Source organism: Rhizobium mongolense subsp. loessense, from assembly GCF_900099775.1.
Classification (GTDB): domain Bacteria; phylum Pseudomonadota; class Alphaproteobacteria; order Rhizobiales; family Rhizobiaceae; genus Rhizobium; species Rhizobium loessense.
The window spans coordinates 155275-176452 of sequence record NZ_FMTM01000009.1; the positions used below are offsets into that span (position 1 = coordinate 155275).

The following is a 21178-nucleotide window of genomic DNA, read 5'->3' on the forward strand; positions in this document are numbered from 1 at the left end:
CCGCTGCGGATTGTTTTCTGCAGTCGGGTGCCGGTCCGGCAAGGCATGTCGATACGCTGTCCAGATGACGTCAGACGGGCTCCTCTCCCCTGCGTCATGCGGGCGATGCTAGCGCTGCCAACCATGATTGTAAAGCGACCTGGAACGACCTGCTCTGTCAGGGATTCTTGCGATTAAGAAGCATTGCATTTTTGCGCAATCGATGTCTAAACCGAGAGCGATGGCGGGTCTTTTGCTGCCGCCTTTCTATGGCGCGGCCGTTTAAACCGAACCTGGATACGCCACAACCGAGCGGTGCGGATGAAGGCCGCCTGTAGAATTTGCTAGCTCCGTTTAGATCTGCCCGGATTTGGATGCTGCGAATTGACTGCGGACGATGCCGTGGCGCTGGAGCTTGTCGTAAAAAGTCTTGCGCGGTATGCCGAGCTCGGCAATCGTGCGGCGGACGTCGCCGCCATTGGCATCGAGCGCCTCACGGATGATGCTGGCCTCATAGCGGTCCAGTCTCTCGGGCAGGGGAAGGGCTTCGCCCGTCTCAGGTGCCGACGGCGGTGTACTTGCCGGTAACTGCTCAACGCCGAGGACGAAGCGTTCGGCAAAGTGCGACAGCTCGCGCACGTTGCCTGGCCAGTCGTGACCCTGCAAATGACGTTGAACGGCCGACGAGATCGCGGGAACTTCGCGTTTGAACCGCGACGCGGCGCGTTCGGCAAAATGGCCAAAGAGGAGGGGGATATCGTCCCGGCGCTCTCTAAGCGGCGGGATCGAGATCGTCACTACATTGAGCCGGTAATAGAGATCCTCACGAAAATCCCCACGCTGTTCTGCGTCTCCAAGATCCACCTTTGCAGCGGCCACGACGCGCAGGTCGACGGGCCTGACCTCATTAGTGCCGAGCGGCGTCACTTCCCGCATCTCGAGAACGCGCAGCATATGCACCTGGGTCGATGGAGGCATGCTCTCGATCTCGTCGAGAAAAAGCGTGCCGCCGCTTGCATGCTCGATGCGCCCGACGCGTTTCTTTTGCGCTCCGGTAAAGGCGCCGGGCTCATGGCCGAAGAGCTCGCTCTCTATGACCGTCTCGGGCAGCGCCCCGCAGTTGAGCGCAACGAAATTGCCCGATGCTCTGCGGCTCCATCGATGCAGCAGGCTGGCGACCACCTCCTTGCCGCTGCCGGTCTCGCCCGTGACGAGCACGTCGACCTCGGTATCGGCGATCTGGCGCAAGGTCCGGCGCAGCCGCTCCATGGTCGGTGTCTGGCCGATCAGCGGCAGGTCGTCCCGAGCTTGGTCGGCGGCCCGGCGGAGCGCCCTATTCTCCAGAACGAGGCCGCGTTTTTCGACCGCCCTTTTGACTGCTTGCACCAGCCTGTCGGTTGCAAACGGTTTGGTGATGAAGTCGTATGCGCCGTCCTGAATGGCCTTCACCGCCATTGGAATATCGCCGTGGCCGGTGATCAGGATGACCGGCAGGTCCTCATCTTCCTTCCGCACGCGATCGAAAAGCTGCAGGCCGTCAATCTGCGGCATGCGGATATCGGAAACGATCGCGCCTGCAAAATCGGCGTTAAGGGCACCGAGCGCTTCACTTGCCACCGAAAAGTCTGAAACTTTAAAGCCCGCAAGCTCCAAGGTTTGCTTGGTGGCCCGAAGAAGGTCCTTGTCATCGTCGATGAGAAAGATCGATAACGCATCCTTCATGCCTTTGCCCTCATAAGGTGGACTGTAAAACATGTGCCGTTGCCGCTGCTTGTGACATCGATCCGGCCGCCGTAATCGGCAACAATGTCCTTAGAAATGACAAGCCCGAGGCCCAAGCCCTTTTCCTTGGATGTTTGAAACGGCGTAAAAAGAGTGTCGAGAATTGCCGGTGGAATGCCGGGTCCATTATCCGAAACGGCGATGGCGACCTGCTCGGGCGTTTCTGCAACGGATATCTCCACCTTCGCGTCGTCGCGGCCTTCGAGCGCCTCAAGGGCGTTCTGGAAGAGATTGATCAGGATCTGCTCCAGCCGGATTCGATTGCCCATGACGAAGAGTCCTGGTGGCGGCATTCGGATGTCGAGTGCGTTCAACTGCCCGGCAAACCGGCTCTTCAGCAAGACGACGGCGCCTTCGATGATGCTGCTGAGCTCAACGGGTTCGGCAGCCGTCCTCCCCTTGCGCGCAAAGGCTTTCAATTCCTCGGTAATCGTGCCGATTCTTTCGGTGAGCTGAGCAATGGCGCCTAAATTCTCCTCGGCCGGACTTGGCTCTTGCCGCTGTAGGAAGACGCGGGCGTTATCTGCGTAAGCGCGGATCGTGGCAACCGGCTGATTGATCTCATGGGCGACGCCGGCTGCAACCTGCCCGAGAATGGCGAGCCGGTTCGCCTGCACGAGCTCCTGTTGAACGATCTGCAGCTTCGCCTCCGTATCGCGATGATCGGAAATTTCCGCCTGCAAGCGATCGCGAGCACGGCTCAATTCATCTGTCCTGGCAACGACCCGGCGCTCCAGTTCCTCGCGCATGGCCTGTTCGCTGGCGATCCTCATCACGGAGACCTGCCGCCGTCTCAGCAAAAAGGCCGCGATTGCGAGAATCGGCAGCAAAAACGCCAGTGCGAGAAGCCGCATCTCCCGTACGGCCGACGCGAGCGGCATTTCGGTTGGAACTAAATATTCCAGCCGCCATGGCGTTGTCGGAACGGCCGCAAAGAGGCGCAGATACCAGGCCTCTCCGCCGCCGGGCAGGACGGCAGAAACAATGGATGCGTCCGGGCCGATGGTTGACGGATGCATGATGGGAAGCTCTGCCAGCGGTGCATCTCCGAACTGCAGGCTGCTTCGAATGGATGCAAGATCCTGCTGCGGTACAGGCCCGGTGGTCATGAAACGCCAGGAAGGAATGCTCGTGATCAGAACGACCCCATGGTTGTCCGTCACGTAAACGGGCCGGCTTGCGTCACGCCAGTCGTTTTCCAGGCGGTCGAATTCCATTTTGACGACCACGACGCCGAGCGGAGCAGCCGCGCTGCCGACCCTGCGGGAGATGTAAAGGCCGGGACGTTTGCTGACGCTGCCAAGCGCGAAATGTTCAGCCGTGCCTTGCTCCATCGCGCGACGGAAATAGTCACGGAACGCGTAGTCGTTTCCAACGAAACTGATCGGCTCGCGCCAGTTGCTTGAGGAGACGGCTATCCCGTCCGGACCGATGACATAAAGCACGGCGGCTTGCGTACCGGTGACGAGCCGCTCCAGCTTGCGGTTCAAGAGATCGGTCGTGCCGCTCTTTGCAGACGAAAGGGCGTCGAGAACCTGTTGATCCTCCGAAAGAAGAAGCGGCAGGGCGCGAGGGCGCTCCAAAACGGCCGTCAGCAAGGCGACCTTGAGATTGGCGTCGGTGCGGGCCTGGCTTTCCAGCGCTTCGATCGCCGACCGGCGCCCGTAAAGTTCGGCGCCTACGAGCGCTGCCGCAATCAGGATCGCAGATGCAGCCAAAAAAAGGATCCAGGCACGGCGCGCCTGCCGAATGACGTCCGGCGGAGTTCGAACGTTGTCTGTGGTTGATCGCTGAAGCATGGCGGAGAATGTGCGCAATCTCGCACAAGGGGTCAAATCACTTTGTGCGAAAAGACGCCCAAGCGGGCTCGCTTTCGCGAGCAGCTTTTTAAGAAGGTACGAAAAAACAGCACTTTAGAGGCATAAAAGCAAACTGGCACGCCTGTTGCAAAGTGTCTGCAAACAGCCGGGTGGCTGTTGAATTACCAGATATCCGCATCATCCGCCCCGGGAGGCCATTGTCGGTTTGGGGCTTTATGGAGGACACTATGGGTGTAGCAATTCCAGCCGCGCCGGCGCGCGGCAAAGTTCCATTCTACCGGCATCTCTATGTGCAGGTCGTTTTCGCCATCTGTGCAGGCATGCTGCTCGGGCACTTCTATCCCGAGGTCGGCACGGCGCTGAAACCGCTTGGCGATGCCTTTATCAAGCTCGTCAAGATGATCATTGCGCCGGTCATTTTCCTGACGGTAGCAACCGGTATCGCCGGCATGTCCGATCTGCACAAGGTCGGGCGCGTCGCCGGCAAGGCGATGATCTACTTCCTCGTCTTTTCGACGCTCGCACTTGCCGTTGGTCTTGTCGTTTCCAACGTCATCCAGCCGGGTGCAGGCATGCATATCGATCCCGCCACGCTCGACGCCAAGGCGGTGGCGACCTATGCCGAAAAAGCCCATGACTCGACGATTACCGGCTTCTTGATGAACATCATCCCGACGACCATCGTCGGTGCTTTCGCCGACGGCGACATCCTGCAGGTTCTGTTCTTCTCGGTGCTGTTCGGTATTGCGCTGGCCATGGTCGGCGATCGCGGCCGGCCGGTCGTGGATTTCCTGCAGGCTTTGACGACGCCGATCTTCCGCCTCGTGGCGATCCTGATGAAGGCGGCCCCCATCGGAGCCTTCGGCGCCATGGCCTTTACGATCGGCAAATATGGCATCGGTTCGATCGCCAACCTCGCGATGCTCATCGGCACCTTCTATCTGACATCGCTGCTTTTCGTGCTCGTCGTGCTTGGCGGGGTTGCCCGCTACAACGGCTTCTCGATCCTGGCGCTGATCCGCTATATCAAGGAAGAACTGCTGCTTGTTTTGGGTACGTCGTCGTCGGAAGCAGCTCTTCCCGGCCTCATGGCGAAGATGGAACAAGCCGGCTGCAAGCGCTCCGTCGTCGGGCTGGTGATCCCCACCGGCTATTCCTTCAATCTCGACGGAACCAACATCTACATGACACTGGCAGCCCTGTTCATCGCCCAGGCGACGGATACGCCGCTGTCCTTCGCCGACCAGATCCTGCTCTTGCTGGTCGCCATGCTGAGTTCGAAGGGGGCTGCAGGCATCACCGGCGCGGGCTTCATCACGCTCGCTGCCACGCTCTCCGTCGTTCCGTCGGTTCCCGTCGCCGGCATGGCGCTCATCCTCGGCATCGACCGCTTCATGTCGGAATGCCGTGCGTTGACGAATTTCGTCGGAAACGCAGTCGCCACCGTTGTCGTCGCGCGCTGGGAGAACGAACTGGACCAGACGAAGTTTGCTGCGGCAATGGCCGGTGAGCTGCCGGAGAATGGTGACGTGACCGTGCCGGCACTGCAGGCTGCCGAATAAAGTCTGAACTGTCACCGATCAAGAAGTCGCCGCGCTCTCAAGCGAGCGCGGCCTTTTCGCCTCCACAAAGGCGAAAAGACACTTTCTCTTGTTCGTCAATGCGACGCGCAACGCGCAGGCGAGCGGGGTCGAGCTTGCCAAGGGAATGGCAACGTTTACCGGCGAAAGAGCGTCATGGCCATCGGCTGGAGCCATGATGGCGGCCAGATCGAAATCTCGCCGCGCGCGTGCTGAGCCTGTTGTTGGGCGAAAAGCTTCGTCAGCAGACGGCCGCGCAGGTCCAATTATGCCGCGCGGCCGTTCTTGAAGAGGTTGTTCAGGACGGCTGGGAGGGAACAGTATAGCCCTGCTGCCTCTTTATTCCGCGGCGATTTTCTCGATGTCGTTTGCCTGAACGATACGCTCAAGCAGCGCCGTTTCTTCCGGGCTGAGATCAATAAGTGGCGGACGGACAGGGCCGGGGTCCCGGTCAAGCACCCGCAGCCCGGCCTTGATGATCGAGACCGCGTAACCCTTCTTGCGGTTGCGCAACGCCACAAAAGGAAAGAAGAAATTCTTGAGGATCTCGTCGACAACAGGCTGATTGCCTGAGCGAAGCGCCTGATAGAAACGCTGGGCGAGCGCCGGTACAAAATTAAACACGGCCGAGGAGTAAGTGGTGACGCCGGCTGCAAAATAGGCCTGCGCATACACCTCATGCGTCGGCATGCCGCCGACATAGACCAGACGGTCCTGAAGCTTGGTTGTGATCTCGATCACCTTGTCGACATCACCTACGCCGTCTTTAAAGCCGACAAGGTTCGGGCACTCATCGCAAAGCCTTGCAATACTGTCCGCCGTCAAGACCGCATTATCACGGTTATAGACGATGACACCGATGCCGACCGACTTGCAGACGGCCCTCACATGGTTGATGAGGCCGGCTTGTTCGCTGAACATCAGGTAGGGCGGCAAAAGCAACAAACCGTCTGCGCCGGATTTTTCGGCGGATTTCGCGATGTCGATTGCAAGCGAGGTGCCGTATCCGGCGCCGGAGATGATCGGTGTTTTCCCGGCCGATCCTTTTGCCGCCGCCACGACGGAAGGAATTTCCTGCGGATTGAGCGAAAAGAATTCGCCGGTACCGCCTGCGGCGAACAAAGCGGCTGCGCCATAGCCGGCCAGCCATTCGATGTGCGTGCGGTAAGCATCCTCGTCGAATTTGAGATCTTGATGGAAATGTGTGACCGGGAAGGAGAGGAGTCCGCTGCCCACCGCTCGCTTGAGTTCAATTGGATCCATTGTTCATTCCTGTTTGATGTTCATTGATGAAGGGATGCGGGATCGGCTTAGATAGACGCTGTCTCAAGCGCTTCGACGAGCGCTGCGATGTAGCCATAGCAAAAGGCAAAGGCGACGCCGGAAGGATCCCTGCCGCTGATCGTCGGGACGTGGTCGGGCATCAGCATGTATTTGTAGCCGACCTCTTTGTAGATCCGTGCAGAGCGGACCATGTCCATGTCGCCCTCGTCGGGGAAGGTTTCCATGAAGGACAGCTTTCCGCCTCTGATGTTGCGGAAGTGGACATTGAAGATTTTTCCGCGCGTTCCGAACCAGCGGATGATGTCATCGATTTCTTCACGCGGGTTCTCAAGCATCTCGCCGATCGACCCCTGGCAGAAATTCAGTCCGTGATAGGGGCTTTCGTGCATGGTCACGAATTTCTTCAGGCCGTCGACCGTCCCAAGGACGCGGGTGACGCCGCGATAGCCGGGGGGTGTGTAGGGATCATGCGGATGGCAGGCGAGCCGCACGCGATTGGTTTCGGCAACCGGCACGACACGCTTGAGGAAATAATCGATTCTTTCCCAGTTTTCGTCCTCCGAAAGCTCGCCGGCAAGGCCCGCCGCCGCCGCCTGATCGGCTTTTTCCCAGCGAAAGGCCTCGTTCATCGAGCCGCCGCGGCCCGGTTCCATCGGCGTGCGGGGGATGCCGATGAGGTTGAGGTTGTACTTCGCCGCTGGAATGCCAGCAGTGGCAATATCCTCGATCAGTCTGCAGACGGCATCGATCTGACGATCACGCTGGGGACCGGCAAGCAGAATATCTGGATAAGAGGCGTTCTCGATCGGCCGCGAGGGAAGGGGCAACTGGACCATATCGAGAACCAATCCGAAGCTCTCGACCTTGTCGCGGTGGCGTTCCAGGTCATCGAGGGTCCAGCTCGCAGGCGGTCCAGGCGGGTCGGCGCAGATATGCTTCAGCCCGAGCTGTGCGAAAACACGGAAATCGTCGTCGTCCCGAACCGCGACCTGGGTTCCAACATACATGGTTTGAAATCCTCTCCAATTCAGCAATGTCATATGACATAATATGAATTTCGAGAGGTGTCGAGTATCTTATTGCTGTTCGGCCAGCATCCGGTAGCGCCGCTGGCTGGCAAGCAAATGCGCACGCATGGCCTGCCGCGCCCGCTCGGGTTCCTGATCCGCAATGGCCTCAAGGATCTCGATGTGTTCTGCGTGAACCTTGTCGAGGTAGGCGCGATCATGAGCCTCGGGCAGCGTCGGGAACTGCCCCCTGGGAATGGCGCGAGGCCCGAAATGCCGCAAGACGTCGACATAAAAACGGTTATTCGTCGCTGCCGCAATCGCCATGTGAAACTCGTAATCTGCTTCAACAGTGGGGGCGCCATCTTCGATCATCTGCGCCATCTTGCGGTTGGCTGCACGGATCGCGGCCTCTTGTTCAGCAGTTCTTCGATAGGCCGCAATGGCTGCCGCTTCTCCCTCTGCCGCCATGCGAAATTCAAGCAATTCAAGGGTTTCCGGGATGCTCTTGATTTCAACCGGCGTTAAGGAAAATGCCTTTTGTGCGGACGGATTGCTGACGAACACTCCCTTTCCCTGGATCGGCCGGACATAGCCGGCTGAGCGAAGATCCGCGATGGCTTCGCGAACAACCGTGCGGCTCACGCCGAAAGTCGCCTCCAGTTGCGGCTCGGTGGGCAACTGGTCACCCTCTTTGAGCTTTCCTGATTCGATCTGGGCACGCATCTGATCGATCAACTGCTGTGCAAGTCTTTCCCGGCTCCGTCGCATTCTTAAATCCCAACCCTCACAGCGCCTGTCGCAAATGCCCATGGGCGGCTCTTGCCAACCCGCGGGAAGTTCTGTAAATCATAATACGACATACCGATGACATAATATGTCTTCTATAGTAGACCAGGGAGGAATTGAAATGAAGCATTTTCGTAAGGGGCTATTCGTTGGGGCCGCCATCAGCTTGCTGGCGCTGACTGCTTCTGTCGCTGTCGCCGAAACGCCGAAGGACCAACTCGTCATCGGCACGTCGCTTGCCCAGGTGTTGTCGCTTGATCCGCAGCAGGCGACGGAAGGCAAGGCCAATGAAATCATGTGCAATCTCTATGACCGTCTGGTCCTGGCGACGCCGGGGGGAAAGATCGCTCCGCAACTGGCAGAGAGCTGGGCGATCGATGACAAAGGGATCACGTTCAAGCTCAGGGAGGCGGCGTTTGCCTCCGGCAATCCGGTGACATCCAAGGATGTTGTTTTTTCGCTGACGCGTCTCCTCAAGATGAACCAGGCGGCTGCGGCCAACCTGAAGCGGGTCGGCTATAATGCTGACAATGTTGAAAAGCTGGTGACGGCACCCGACGAGCGTACAGTGCGCATTGATCTTTCGGGCGAGGTTACCCCGGAATTGCTTCTTTATCGTCTCGCCATGGTGACCACCAGCGTTGTCGACAGCGTCGAGGTTGAGAAGCATGTCAAGGATAACGACTTTGGAAACGCATGGCTGCGCACGAACTCTGCCGGTTCGGGGCCCTTCACGCTCAATCGCTGGACACCCAACGAAATCGTCATCCTGGACGTCAACAAGGATTATGTCGGGGGCGAACCGAAGATGCGGCGCGTCGTTATCCGGCATGTTCCCGAAAGCCAGGTCGAGCGCCTGATGCTGGAGCGCGGCGACATCGACATTGCAAGCGCATTGAGCGCATCTGATCTTGCGACGTTTCAAAATAAGCAGGGATTCCAAATTCAGCGCGTGCCGACCGGCGGGTTCTATGTGCTGTCCATGAATGCCGGAAACCAATATCTGTCTAATCCAAAGGTCCGCGAGGCGATTGCCTACGGCATCGATTATGCCGGCATCGAAAAGACGATCATGGGGCCTTACGGCAGGGTGCGGACGGTGCCGGTGCCGGAGAATTACGAATATGCCATTTCGAGCCCCGACTGGCATCTCGATGTCGAAAAGGCCAAGTCGCTGCTGGCGGAGGCCGGGTTCAAGGATGGCTTTTCGCTATCTTTGAAGACGATCGCGCAGACGCCGCGTATCGATCTTGCGACAGCTATCCAGGCCTCGCTTGCGCAGATCGGCATCAAGGTCAATATCCAGCAGGGCAATGGATCGGAGATCATCGCGGCCCACCGTGCCCGCGATTTCGACCTGTTGATCCCGCAGACAGGCGCCTACATGCCGAACGTCCTTGGCTCGATGGAGCAGTTCTCCAGCAATCCGGACAATTCGAAAGAGGCAAACAACGCCGGAAACTTCGTGTGGCGCTCGGCCTGGGATATCCCCGAACTGACGAAGCTGACCGCAAAGGCTTCGCTGGAGCCGGATGCCAAGAAACGCGGCGAGCTCTATGTCGAAATGCAAAAGATGTTCGTCGACCTCAAGCCGGCTGTGCTGCCGCTCTTCGAGCGTTATGAGCCGATCGTTCTTAATGCGCGCGTTAAAGACTATGTCGGCCACCCGAACATGACGACGCGACTTGAAGCCGTAACCAAGGCGGAAGCCGAATAACCGACACAGGCGGCCGATCATGAAGGAATTGTCCACGCGTGAGCTTGGAAGGCGCGTCCTCCAACTCATCGTCAGTCTATTCATACTGCTTTGCGTCACCTTCGTGATCGGCCGCGTCATGCCCGCCGATCCCGTCGGCGCAGTGGTCGGCGAGCTTGCCGACCCTGCCGCCTACGCGGCGATGCGCGCGCGCCTTGGGCTTGACCTGCCACTTTATCAACAGTTCTTCATTTACCTGGCGGGCTTGCTGCACGGTGATTTCGGAACGGCAATCCTGACGGGCAATCCCGTTTCGAAGGATCTGGCCCAGGCATTTCCGGCAACGTTTGAGCTTGCCACGCTGGCGGTCATCATATCGACGTTCATAGGCGTGCCGCTCGGACTTGCGGCAGCACTTTTCCGCGACAGCTGGATCGACAAGACTGCGCGGGTCGTGGCCCTTGTCGGTCATTCGATACCGGTCTTCTGGTTCGGTATTGTCGGGCTGGTCATTTTCTATGCCGGGCTTAACTGGGTCGGCGGTCCGGGCAGGGTCGATGTCTATTACGAGGGTATCGTAACCCCAAGGACCGGTCTGATGCTGGTGGACAGCCTGCTTGAAGGCGAGCCCGAAATTTTCTGGAATGCGCTCTCGCACATCATTCTGCCAGCCATCATCCTTGCTTATGCCGCAATGGCATATATCACCCGCATGACCCGCAGCTTTACACTCGAGCAGCTCAATCAGGACTACGTCATCGCAGCGCGAGCCAAAGGGGTCGGGCCGGCGAATACGGTGATCGGCCATGTTCTGCCGAACATTGCCGTGCAGTTGATCACCGTTCTTGCGATTTCCTATGGAAATCTTCTGGAAGGCGCCGTCGTGACCGAGATCGTCTTTTCATGGCCGGGAATCGGTCAATACATGACGAATGCGTTGATGATCGGCGATATGAACGCCATCCTGGCCGCAGCAATCATCGTTGGCTTCATCTTCATGTTCCTCAACTTTGTAGCAGACATTGCCTATGCGCTGCTTGATCCGCGCACCCGGGAGGCCACGCAATGACCGACGCGCTTCACACCCAAAGTGAGATCAGGCGGCCACCAATCCCGGCCCGCATCGCCGCCTCGCTCGCTCGGGCCGGACGCAAGCTTGCCGACGAGCCACTCGGTCTTTCCGGCTTCCTCATCCTCGCCGTGCTTTGCATCGTCGCGATCATTGCGCCGGCGCTTGCGCCTTATGATCCAAATGTCCAAATGCTGAGTGATGCACTGCAGCCGCCCAGCCTTGCACATCTTGCAGGGACCGATGAGTTTGGACGCGATATCTTCAGCCGCCTCGTCTATGGGACAAGGATCACCATTCAGACGGTTCTCTCGATATCCGTAATTGTCGGCCCTGTGGGATTGCTCATCGGCATCGTATCCGGCTTTTTCGGCGGCCGGACAGACGCAATCTTGATGCGTGCGACCGATATCGTCCTGTCCTTTCCCTCGCTGATCCTTGCCCTTGCATTTGCCGCCGCGCTTGGAGCGGGATTGAACACGGCGATCATCGCGATCTCCTTAACGGCCTGGCCACCGATTGCCCGGCTTGCCCGAGCCGAGGCATTGGTCGTCCGCAACGCCGATTACGTCGCCGCAGCCCGCCTTTATGGAGCGTCTTCCTTGAGAATATTGCTTCTCTACATCGCACCCATGTGCGTCCCGTCGGTGATCGTACGCCTGACGCTCAATATGGCCGGCATCATCCTGACGGCGGCATCGCTCGGCTTCCTCGGGCTTGGCGCGCAGCCGCCGGCGCCCGAATGGGGCGCGATGATATCAAGCGGACGCAAGTTCATGCTCGATTACTGGTGGGTTGCCGTCATGCCCGGCATTGCCATCTTGCTCACGAGCCTCGCCTTCAACATCGCCGGCGATACGCTGCGCGATATCCTGGATCCGCGCCATGCAAGATCGTGAAACTGCAGCCATCCTTTCCGTCCGCAATTTGAACGTGCGCTTTGGGCGCAGTTCAATACCAGCCGTAAGCGAAGTCAGCTTCGACCTGGGGCGGGAAAGGCTGGGAATTGTGGGCGAATCCGGTTCCGGAAAATCGACGACCGGACGGGCGATCATGCGCCTTCTTTCGCCGAGTGCCGAGATCTCGGCGGAGCGTTTCGATCTTGCCGGCAGCCCGCTGCTTGAAAAGACCGAGCGGCAGATGGGTGCACTGCGTGGCAAGGAGATGGCGCTTATCATGCAAGATCCACGCTATTCGCTTAATCCGGTGCTGACCATCGGCAGGCAGGTGGCGGAAGCGGCAAGGCTTCATCTTGGCCTCGGCCGCGCTCAAGCGATGGACAGCGCAAGAAGCATGCTCCAACGCGTCAGGATCAGTGATGCAGACCGCGTCATGGCACTTTACCCGCATCAGATATCCGGCGGCATGGGTCAGCGTGTGATGATTGCGATGATGCTGCTTGCCAAACCGAAGCTGGTCATTGCCGACGAGCCTACGTCGGCGCTCGATGTCAGTGTCAGGAAGGACGTCCTCGTCCTGCTCGACGAACTGGTGCGGGAAAATGATTCCGGCCTCATCCTCATCAGTCACGATATCCGCATGGTCGCGGCTTTCTGCGAACGGATCCTGGTCATGTATGCGGGTCGTGTCGTTGAAACGCTCACGAGCCTCGATGACGCCCGCCATCCCTATACCCGTGGCCTGATTGCGGCGCTTCCCGACCCCCGTCATCCGGTCCGCAGACTGAAAATATTGGACAGGAAGGCACTGGAAGCAGAGGCGGCGCAATGATCAGGATCAGCAATCTCGATGTTGTCTATGGTGCGGGCAAGACGCGCAACCACGTCGTAAAAGGGGTAGGCTTTGACGTCGGCAAGGGCGAAACGCTTGGCATCGTCGGGGAATCCGGCTGCGGCAAATCAACGGTCCTGCGGTCTCTGGCCGGTATCGAGCAGGGCTGGACGGGTTCCATAGAACTCGACGGCAAGGCAATCGGAAAGATCCGGTCGCGAAATGAGCTGAAGTGCGCTCAAATGGTGTTCCAGGATCCCTATGGTTCGCTTCATCCGCGTCATCGCATCGGGACGGCCCTGGCCGAGCCTCTGCGCTCGATGGGACACGGTGATGGCTGGTCTGCCGTTCAAAAGGCGCTGCGGCAGGTGGGACTGCCCGACAGCTTTGCAAACCGGTTTCCTCACGAATTGTCGGGAGGCCAGCGTCAGCGCGTTGCTATTGCGCGAGCTCTTATCCTGTCGCCGCCGATCCTGCTGCTCGATGAGCCAACCTCGGCACTCGACGTCTCCGTTCAGGCCGAGATCCTCAATCTTCTTGCAGACAAGCGCGACGAACATGGGCTGACCTATGTGCTCGTGAGCCACGATCTCGCAGTGATCGCGCACATGTGCGACAGGGTGCTTGTCATGAAAGATGGTGCTTTCGTCGATGAACTGACGAAAGCCGATCTTCAATCAGGCGTCACCCATGCCGATTACTCACGCGAACTTTTCGAGGCGAGTTTTCTCTGATTCCGGCTCGACGAGCCGGCTATGCTCCGAATCTGTGCGCTGCGCCTTCCACCGGACTTGCCCAAACGGTGGCACCCGTTGCAAAGGCGGTCTCTCCTTCGGCGCGCACCACCATTTCGCCGATTTCCGGAACATCCAGATAGAGGATGGCATCGGCGCCGAGGCGTTCGATATGTCTGACCCTGCCTTGCCAGTCGCCTTTGGTTTGGGAAAGGCGAATATGCTCGGGTCGGATCCCGTAGGTCTGGCAGCCGAAGCGCTGCGCAACCTCGCCCGTGTAAAGGTTCATCTTCGGGCTGCCGATAAAGCCCGCGACGAAGGGCGTCGCCGGCTTGCGGTAGAGTTCCATCGGGCTGCCCACCTGCTCGACCCTGCCACCGTTCAGGACGACGATCTTGTCGGCCATCGTCATCGCCTCGACCTGGTCGTGGGTAACGTAGATCATGGTTGTCTTCAGGCGTGTATGGAGTTCTGCAATCTCAAGCCGCATTTGGGCTCGCAAAGATGCGTCGAGGTTCGAGAGCGGCTCGTCGAACAGGAAGACTTTCGGATCACGAACGATCGCGCGGCCGATGGCAACGCGCTGCCTTTGCCCGCCGGAGAGCGCCTTCGGCTTGCGGTCGAGCAAATGGATGAGCTGCAAGGTCTCGGCTGCTGCGCGGACCTTGGCCTCGATCTCGGATTTCGGGCGGCGGGCAAGCGAAAGCCCGAAGCCGATATTTTCCGCAACCGTCATATGCGGATAAAGCGCATAGCTCTGAAATACCATGGCGATACCGCGCTTCGATGGTTCTGCGTCCGTGACATCCTTGCCGCCTATGGTCAGCTTGCCGGACGTCGACTCCTCCAGCCCGGCAATGATCCGCAGCAAGGTGGATTTTCCGCATCCAGACGGCCCGACAAACACGACAAATTCACCGGAACGCACCTCCAGATCGATGCCCTTGATGACATCAAGGGCGCCAAAGCTCTTGCAAATCCGGGTGAGGGTGAGCTCAGCCATTTGACACTAACCTTTCACTGCGCCAGCAGTCATGCCCGCCACGATCTGCCTGTTGAAGAAGATGAAAACGATGAGGGGAGGGACGGTAACGAGCAGGATGTTCATGAAGAGCAGGTTGTACTGGCTCGTGTACATGCTCTGGAAATTATAGAGTGTCAGCTGCACAGTGACGTTCTCTTTGCCTGGCAGGTAATAGAGCGGGTTCGTGAAGTCGTTGAAGATCGCGATCGACTGCACGACGATATTGGTCACCGTCACCGGCTTGAGCAGAGGTAGGATCACCCGGAAGAATATCTGCCAAGGCTTTGCCCCATCGATCAGTGCCGCTTCATCGAGATCGCGGGGAATGGTCGAAATGAACGATCGGTAGAGCAGGGTCGAGAACGAGAGATTATAGGCGACCTGGATCAGGATCATTCCGATCATGGTCTTGAAGAGGCCGATTTCCTGAAGCAGTCCGATCGTTGGAACGACAGCCGGTGGCATCATCAGTCCCATGAAGAGCGCACCCGAGGCAACGCCATTCCAGCGGGTTCTGCGGCGCTGCATGACATAGCCGACCATTGCCGAAAACAGTATCAGTATGGTGACCGAGACGACGGTGATCAGCGTCGAATTGAAATATGCCAGCACGAGCTGATAGTCGCGCGCCTGGAACACTGCTGCGAGATTGTCCCAGAACAGCCACTGTTCCGGGAGCGCGAAGTCGAGCCGGGATGCCTCGGATTTCGACTTGACCGCCTGGAGTGCGATGAACACGAACGGCAGCACGAAGATGACGGTGGCGACGGCAAGTGCGATCACGCCGCTCACAAAGGGCCGCATCTGTCTCATTGTTCGACCTCGCGCCGGTTGAGCCACACGGTAAGCGGTAGAATGATGATGGCGATCAGCGCAAACAGGATGACATTGCCCGCAGTCGACAAGCCGTAGAATCCCGCCTGATACTGTTTGTAGATGACCGACGCGATCACATCCGAGGAAAAGCCCGGTCCACCGCGCGTCATCGCCCAAATGAGATCGAACGACCGGAGGCCGCCGATCAACGACAGCGTGATGACGGTGATCGTCGCCGGACGCACAAGAGGCAGAGTGATGCGCCAGAACTGCTGGAAACGTGTGGCACCGTCAATTCTGGCCGCCTCGTAGTAATCGGGGCTGATTGCTGCCAGGCCAGCGATGAAAATCAAGGTGGCAAGACCCACGCCTTTCCAGAGATCGACGAGCGCCACGGAAAAAAGTGCAAGCGCCGGATTGGTCAGCCAGCCTGGTCCGGGAATGGCGAGCGCTTCAAGCATGGCATTGATGATGCCCTTTGTCGGGTGCATCATCACGGTAAAGGTAATGCCGATGCCGATCGTCGATACCAGAACTGGAAAGAAAACGAGCGTGCGCAGGAAACCTCGAGCGAAAATATTGCCGGTCAGCAGCACGGCGAGCCCGAGCCCGCAAATCGTCTTCAGGCCGGAGGTCGTTAAGGCGTAGATCAGCGTGTTGACGAGGCCCTTGACCAGAAACGGCTCGGAAAAGAACTGTCGGAAGTTCTCCAATCCAATGAACTCGGCGGTCGAAAGATCCCAACGTGTGAGGCTGAACCAGACAGAGGACACCGTAGGGACGACAAACAGCACTCCGTAGACGGCTGCGGCAGGCAGAAAAAACCACAAGGGATAGGGCGATTTGCGTGAGCGGAGGCGGGTTTCGGTCATGTTTACCTCTTCGATCGGGTGGGCCTCGCCCGCGAAGGGCGAGGTCAGCTTTCCCGAAGGGCCACTACCAGTTGGGTAGACCGAGCTGCTTTGCCTGCTTGCGCACGTCATCGTCATAAAGGGCGGCCGCCTCGGCTGGCTGGCGGATGCCGGACCCGACCTCGACGGTGATCTGTTCAAGGGCCGGTCCCTTGATCGGCGATACGAATTCCAGCGCCGGCGTAGTCGCCTTCGCTTCGAAATAGGGGAGCATGTCCCTCACCGCGGGCGGGACGTCGGCTGGCAGCGCACATCCGTTAACCAGGGACGGACCTTGGGCCGTGTTGGTTTCAACCATGATCTTGCAGCCTTCGACGCTTCCGGCGAAATCCACAAATTTCCGGGCTTCCTCCGCGTTCTGGCCAGCGAGCGGGACATAAAGGGCAGGCGGCATCCAGACCGTCAGACCGTTCTTGGCCGCATCGTCCCCCGGCTGCGCGAAGAAGCCGACGCCCTCAAGATTTTCCGGATAGTTCTGCTTCAAAGCGCCGACGGCAAAGGTGAGCATAGGATAATGGGCGGCTTCGCCTGTCGCCACCATCCTGAGGCCGTCGTCATAGCTTGCTGCACCGAAATCCTCGTTCATGAGCCCGGCGTCATGAACCTCCTTCAAGCGCTCGAAACCTTTCATGGCCGCAGGCGTCGTCGCGTATTTCGCTTTGTTGGCCGTATAGTCGTTTGCGAAGTTCGGCGCGGCTTGGTGCAGGTTGTAATAATCCGCCAGAACGAAGAGCTGCGAGGTCCATGTGTCGCGATAGGTCTGGGCAACAGCGACTTTGCCGGCCGCCTTCACCTTTTCGTTGTTGGCCATGAACTCCGCCCATCTTTTCGGGACTGGCAGGCCGAGTTCCTGATAGATTTTTCTGTTGTAGAGGATCCCGCCAGCCATCGCCGTTCCGAAGGGGACGCCGTATAGCTTGCCGTCAGCGCGGACCACGGCCTTGAAACCCTCGTCTACGTTTGCCTGGGACGAAAGATCACTGAGGTTGGCAAGCGTCTGTGCAGGTTTCAGCGCCTGCATCAGCGAGCCGGAATTGTACAGGAAGACATCCGACATCTCGCCTGTCGCCAGTCGCGTCTTGACGATGTTGTCGCCCTCGCCACCACCCGGCCGCTGCTCGATTTCGATCGTTACATCCGGTGCGATCTTCTCGTAAGCTGCAACCAGTGCCTCGGCGGCTGCGACCGTATCGGGGCTGTTATCGATCAGGAACGAGAGCGTTGTTTCTGCGTTCGACGGCCCTGCGGCAATCAGCGCTGTGAATGCCGACGCACCGGCAAGAATGACTTTGATGCGGTTTGTCATGACGTTCCTCCTCTGAACGGTTTGACGGTGGCAGGTATGCTCCTCAAAGATGGGGAAGAGAAAAGATCAGCTCATGTGTTCCCGCTCGAAGGACGGCTTCCCCCATGACAGGCTTGCCGTTAAGCAGCGGGTTGTGATGCCGTCGTGCGGGCCGGAATCGACCGACGCAGCCTTCTGGAAGCGTCACTTTATAGGTGACCCTGTTGCCGCTGCACTCCCATTGAGCTTCAATTCGACCTTGACGCACGTCATGATAGGCGGTGACGGGCGAGAGCGCGGCAATCGGCGCTGGATCGACGATGACCTCGGAAAAACCAGGTGCGTTTCGGCTTGGCGAGATGCCCGCGACGCTCTCAAACAGCCATTGGCACACGGCGCCATAGGCATAATGGTTGTAGCTGTTCATGTCAGGCTCGTAGATGGTGCCGTCCGGCGCCATTGAATCCCAGCGCTCCCAGATCGTGGTTGCGCCCTTGGATACCTGATAGAGCCAGCCCGGAACCTCCTGCTGCAGGAACACCTTTTCGGCAAGGTCGTCCAATCCGAGCTTCGTCAAAGCCGGCAGCAGGGCGGGCGTGCCTATGAAACCCGTGCCGATCTTGTAGTCCGCATCGATGATCACCTGTCTGAAGTGCTGCTTGGCAGCCTCCTGGTGCTCAGCCGGGATCAGGTCGTATAGGAACGCCAGCGCGTAAGACGTCTGGTCGTTATGTGCAATGCGTCCGGATGGCGCGATGAATTCGTGCGCAAACGCACGTCGAATTTCTTCAGCACGGCCCCTCATGCGCGCCTCCAGAGCCTGGTTGCCGAGGATCGCTGCGATCTTCGCCAGCAAATCGGTGGAGATGAAGTGGTAGAGCGTTGCAGCGCAATCGTCGGCAACAGTCGGGCGCGGCTTCCGGTTGTCGCCGATCGGCTGCAGCCAGTCCCCGAATGTGAAGCCGCGGTCACCCCAGCGGGATGGCGGGCGCACGATCGGACCATTTGATATCGACCAGACGAAGTCGACCCAGCGCACCATGGCATTCAGGCATTCGCAAAGAACTGCCCGATCCTCGTAATGCGTGTAAAGAACCCAGGGGATCACGACGATGGCGTCGCCCCAGCCGGTCGAACCGACAAATCCCGGAAAGTTCTTCGGATGCAGGCGTGTCGGGTCGGGCGAAAAGTGGGAAATGGCACCATCCTCACGTTGATCGGCCATCACATCGCGCAGATATTTCCGGAAGAAGGTCTGGCTGTCCGTCAGCCAGCAGGCGGTCGCAGCAAACACCTGAGCGTCGCCTGTCCAGCCGAGGCGTTCGTCGCGCTGGGGGCAATCGGTCGGGACCTCGATGAAATTGGCGCGCTGTGACCAGATCGTGTTCTGGACAAGCCGGTTGACGAGCGCGTTGCCCGACTGGAAGCCGCCAGTCAGATTGGGCACGGAGGAGATCGGAACCGACGAGATCGCCAGGATACGGGCATCGCCCCTAGCCGTCACTCTGGCATAGCGGAAGCCTTGAAAGCTGAAGTGTGGCGCATAGGTCTGTTCGCCGTCTCCGCAGAGCGTATAGATCGTATGGGCTTTTGCGGTGCGATAGTTGCGATTGTCGAAGTGACGGCCAGGCCCCAAGACTTCCGAATGTTCCACGCGGATTTCGGCGCCTGCTGCCCCGCGGACCGTATAGCGCACATAGCCGCCGATGTTCTGGCCGAAGTCGTAGATGGTCCGTCCTTCCGCGTCGGTCCAACTATCAACCGGAGCGATCGGCGGCAATTCACGCACTGGCGCCGTTTCGTGCGCGACGAGCAACGCCTTGTCGAATGGCAGCCTCACCGTGCCGTGAGTGTCGGCAAGCCTTTCTTCGCGTGCATCATAGATCTCACCGAAATAGATGCCGGATTTGCGGATCGGCAGCAGCCCGCTCTGCCACGTGGTATCGGTTGAGACAATGACGCCATTCGGCCCGATGAGGTCTGCAATGGCTGCCGTTTGGTCACCCCAGCAATTGGGAATGGCCTTTTGACCCCACATGAGCGGAGACCGGTACCATCCGTCGGCAAGCCAGATCTCGATGCGATTCTGGCCAGGCTTGATGAGGTCTGAGACGTCGTAGCGCTGATAGGCCAGGCGATGATCGTAGTTGGTCCAGCCGGGTGTCAGGAGGTCATTGCCGACCCGTTTGCCATTGATGAAGCAGCGATAAAGACCGAGCGCTGAGATGAAAAGTTCGGCAGGCGTCTCTACGCCATCGCAGTTGAACCACTTGGCGACAAAACTTGCGGCCGTTCCCTGACCGCGATCCGACAGCGGCGCGATCATATCGCTGGTCCAGTCTCGTGAAACCAGATTGACGCTGGCCGTCATCGGCTGAAAATTCATCAGATCCTCCAGATCTTTTGTAGAACGTTCTTCGTATAACGTTCTACATTTTTTTCAGAAGCGCAATAGATATTTTGCGACCGGTCTGCCATGGTGATTTGGTGAGGCTCTAGGGCCTGCAGATCGAATCTGAGGATTTCATGCCAATCAAAGAGAAGTCGAAGCCCGCAAAGCGCGATCGTGTGACGATACGGACGGTTGCTGCGCATGCAGGCGTGTCTGTCGCGGCGGTTTCGAAGGTCATGCGAAATGCATATGGTGTGAGCGAGAACCTTCGCGCCAAGGTGACCGGGTCGATTGAAGAACTGGGCTATCGGCCGTCAAGGACGGCACGCGGCCTGCGCGGTCGCACGTTCACGATCGGGTTGCTCCTTGTCGACATACGCAATCCCTTCCTGCCCGAAGTCATCGACGGCGTGAACGGCGTTCTGGCGCCGTCGCACTACCAGGCAATGATCGGCGTCGGCGAAGGCCGCATGCAACTGGAGACCTCGCTTATCGAATCTATGATCGATTACAAGATGGATGGGCTCATCCTCGTCGCTCCTCGCCTTCCTACTGAAATCATTGCAGAATTCGCAGCACAAGTTCCGATCGTGGCTGTCGGATATCATGATCCGAAAGCAAAGACCTTCGACACGGTCAACACCGATGACCAACGAGGGGCAGAGATTGCGGTCGAGGCATTGTTGAAATGTGGTTATCGCGACATCGAAATGCTCAGCCTGGGAGCCCGCGAAGGTCACAAGGTCTCCGTCGTGCGCCAGCGTGAGATCGGATACCGGCGCGCCATGCTGCGCGCCGGATTGAGCTCATCAGCACCGATCAGCCACATTCCTGTCCATTCCCCTAAGCGCGAAGAGGCAATGCGGGTGTTCCTGGCGCGAAGCGATCGGCCCCGTGCCGTCTTCTGCTGGAGCGATCTTGATGCGATTACGCTTTTGAGCGCAGCCGCGGAAATGGGCGTGCGGGTACCCGAAGACCTGGCGGTCGTGGGCTATGACAATTCGACGACCGCAGCTCTTAGCCTGGTCAATCTGGCAAGCATCGACCAGTCGGGCAAGGAGCTCGGTGAAGCAGCGACGCGAACGCTTCTGTCCAGGATCGAGGGGCGTAGCGATCCGGAGCATCTGCTGCTGATGCCCTCGTTGGTCAACAGGAAGAGCTTAATCTTGCCGTTATGAACAAGGCCGCAGCAGAGAGTTTGTCCGCAAACGGGGAGTGTCAGGAAGTGGGTCAAAGACGGTTCTGCAGTTCTTGCCACTATGAGCTAAAGCCTGAACCA

The 21178-nt window shown here is 58.7% G+C and carries 17 protein-coding genes; 7 read left to right on the plus strand and 10 right to left on the minus strand.

The window, feature by feature from the left end; genetic code table 11:
• Positions 1-333 precede the first annotated feature (333 nt).
• Entirely contained in the window at positions 334-1701 is a 1368-nt protein-coding gene (locus BLP23_RS25355) for a sigma-54-dependent transcriptional regulator (RefSeq protein WP_092587492.1), read from the minus strand.
• Entirely contained in the window at positions 1698-3560 is a 1863-nt protein-coding gene (locus BLP23_RS25360) for a sensor histidine kinase (RefSeq protein ID WP_092587493.1), read from the minus strand. The genes BLP23_RS25355 and BLP23_RS25360 overlap by 4 nt, the downstream gene beginning before the upstream one ends.
• 248 nt (positions 3561-3808) lie before the next feature.
• Here BLP23_RS25360 and BLP23_RS25365 point away from each other — a divergent pair, with 248 nt between their 5' ends.
• The gene (locus BLP23_RS25365) at positions 3809-5143 is read left to right on the plus strand and encodes a dicarboxylate/amino acid:cation symporter (RefSeq protein WP_208603200.1); all 1335 of its coding nucleotides are present in this window, start codon (positions 3809-3811) and stop codon (positions 5141-5143) included.
• 357 nt (positions 5144-5500) lie between these two features.
• Here the strand turns inward: BLP23_RS25365 and kdgD are convergent, their stop codons facing one another.
• The 3 genes from kdgD to BLP23_RS25380 all read right to left on the minus strand — a co-directional run bounded on the left by kdgD (position 5501) and on the right by BLP23_RS25380 (position 8223).
• Positions 5501-6424, minus strand: a complete 924-nt coding sequence (kdgD, locus tag BLP23_RS25370; protein ID WP_092587495.1) for a 5-dehydro-4-deoxyglucarate dehydratase — start codon at positions 6422-6424, stop codon at positions 5501-5503.
• A 47-nt stretch (positions 6425-6471) separates the two neighbouring features.
• The gene (locus BLP23_RS25375) at positions 6472-7452 is read right to left on the minus strand and encodes a mannonate dehydratase (RefSeq protein ID WP_092587496.1); all 981 of its coding nucleotides are present in this window, start codon (positions 7450-7452) and stop codon (positions 6472-6474) included.
• Between the two features lie 69 nt (positions 7453-7521).
• Positions 7522-8223, minus strand: coding sequence for a FadR/GntR family transcriptional regulator (locus BLP23_RS25380; protein ID WP_040116614.1), 702 nt, complete (start codon positions 8221-8223; stop codon positions 7522-7524).
• Between the two features lie 139 nt (positions 8224-8362).
• Here BLP23_RS25380 and BLP23_RS25385 point away from each other — a divergent pair, with 139 nt between their 5' ends.
• Genes BLP23_RS25385 through BLP23_RS25405 form a run of 5 tightly spaced genes read left to right on the plus strand, consistent with a single transcriptional unit; the run spans position 8363 to position 13471 of the window.
• Complete coding sequence (locus BLP23_RS25385) at positions 8363-9958, plus strand: ABC transporter substrate-binding protein (RefSeq protein ID WP_092587497.1); 1596 nt, start codon at positions 8363-8365, stop codon at positions 9956-9958.
• Between the two features lie 19 nt (positions 9959-9977).
• Complete coding sequence (locus BLP23_RS25390; protein WP_092587498.1) at positions 9978-11006, plus strand: ABC transporter permease; 1029 nt, start codon at positions 9978-9980, stop codon at positions 11004-11006.
• On the plus strand, positions 11003-11905 hold the full coding sequence (locus BLP23_RS25395) for an ABC transporter permease (protein ID WP_092587499.1): 903 nt from the start codon (positions 11003-11005) through the stop codon (positions 11903-11905). Before BLP23_RS25390 ends, BLP23_RS25395 begins: the two co-directional genes overlap by 4 nt.
• Positions 11892-12737, plus strand: a complete 846-nt coding sequence (locus BLP23_RS25400; protein WP_092587500.1) for an ABC transporter ATP-binding protein — start codon at positions 11892-11894, stop codon at positions 12735-12737. Before BLP23_RS25395 ends, BLP23_RS25400 begins: the two co-directional genes overlap by 14 nt.
• Positions 12734-13471, plus strand: a complete 738-nt coding sequence (locus tag BLP23_RS25405) for an ABC transporter ATP-binding protein (protein WP_092587501.1) — start codon at positions 12734-12736, stop codon at positions 13469-13471. The genes BLP23_RS25400 and BLP23_RS25405 overlap by 4 nt, the downstream gene beginning before the upstream one ends.
• 19 nt (positions 13472-13490) lie before the next feature.
• Here BLP23_RS25405 and BLP23_RS25410 read toward each other — a convergent pair whose 3' ends face one another.
• The 5 genes from BLP23_RS25410 to BLP23_RS25430 all read right to left on the minus strand — a co-directional run bounded on the left by BLP23_RS25410 (position 13491) and on the right by BLP23_RS25430 (position 19893).
• Positions 13491-14474, minus strand: a complete 984-nt coding sequence (locus tag BLP23_RS25410; RefSeq protein ID WP_092587502.1) for an ABC transporter ATP-binding protein — start codon at positions 14472-14474, stop codon at positions 13491-13493.
• Positions 14475-14480: 6 nt separating this feature from the next.
• Complete coding sequence (locus tag BLP23_RS25415) at positions 14481-15308, minus strand: carbohydrate ABC transporter permease (protein ID WP_092587503.1); 828 nt, start codon at positions 15306-15308, stop codon at positions 14481-14483.
• Positions 15305-16183 (minus strand): carbohydrate ABC transporter permease, encoded by an 879-nt coding sequence (locus tag BLP23_RS25420; protein ID WP_092587504.1) that lies wholly within the window; start codon positions 16181-16183, stop codon positions 15305-15307. The genes BLP23_RS25415 and BLP23_RS25420 overlap by 4 nt, the downstream gene beginning before the upstream one ends.
• Positions 16184-16247: 64 nt before the next feature.
• Positions 16248-17528 carry an ABC transporter substrate-binding protein gene (locus tag BLP23_RS25425; protein WP_092587505.1) on the minus strand — a complete coding sequence of 427 codons (1281 nt, stop codon included), beginning with the start codon at positions 17526-17528 and terminating at the stop codon, positions 16248-16250.
• A gap of 43 nt (positions 17529-17571) precedes the next feature.
• Positions 17572-19893 (minus strand): alpha-L-rhamnosidase, encoded by a 2322-nt coding sequence (locus tag BLP23_RS25430; protein ID WP_092587506.1) that lies wholly within the window; start codon positions 19891-19893, stop codon positions 17572-17574.
• 140 nt (positions 19894-20033) lie between these two features.
• Here BLP23_RS25430 and BLP23_RS25435 point away from each other — a divergent pair, with 140 nt between their 5' ends.
• Positions 20034-21077 carry a LacI family DNA-binding transcriptional regulator gene (locus BLP23_RS25435; protein ID WP_092587507.1) on the plus strand — a complete coding sequence of 348 codons (1044 nt, stop codon included), beginning with the start codon at positions 20034-20036 and terminating at the stop codon, positions 21075-21077.
• The last annotated feature ends 101 nt before the right edge of the window (positions 21078-21178 follow it).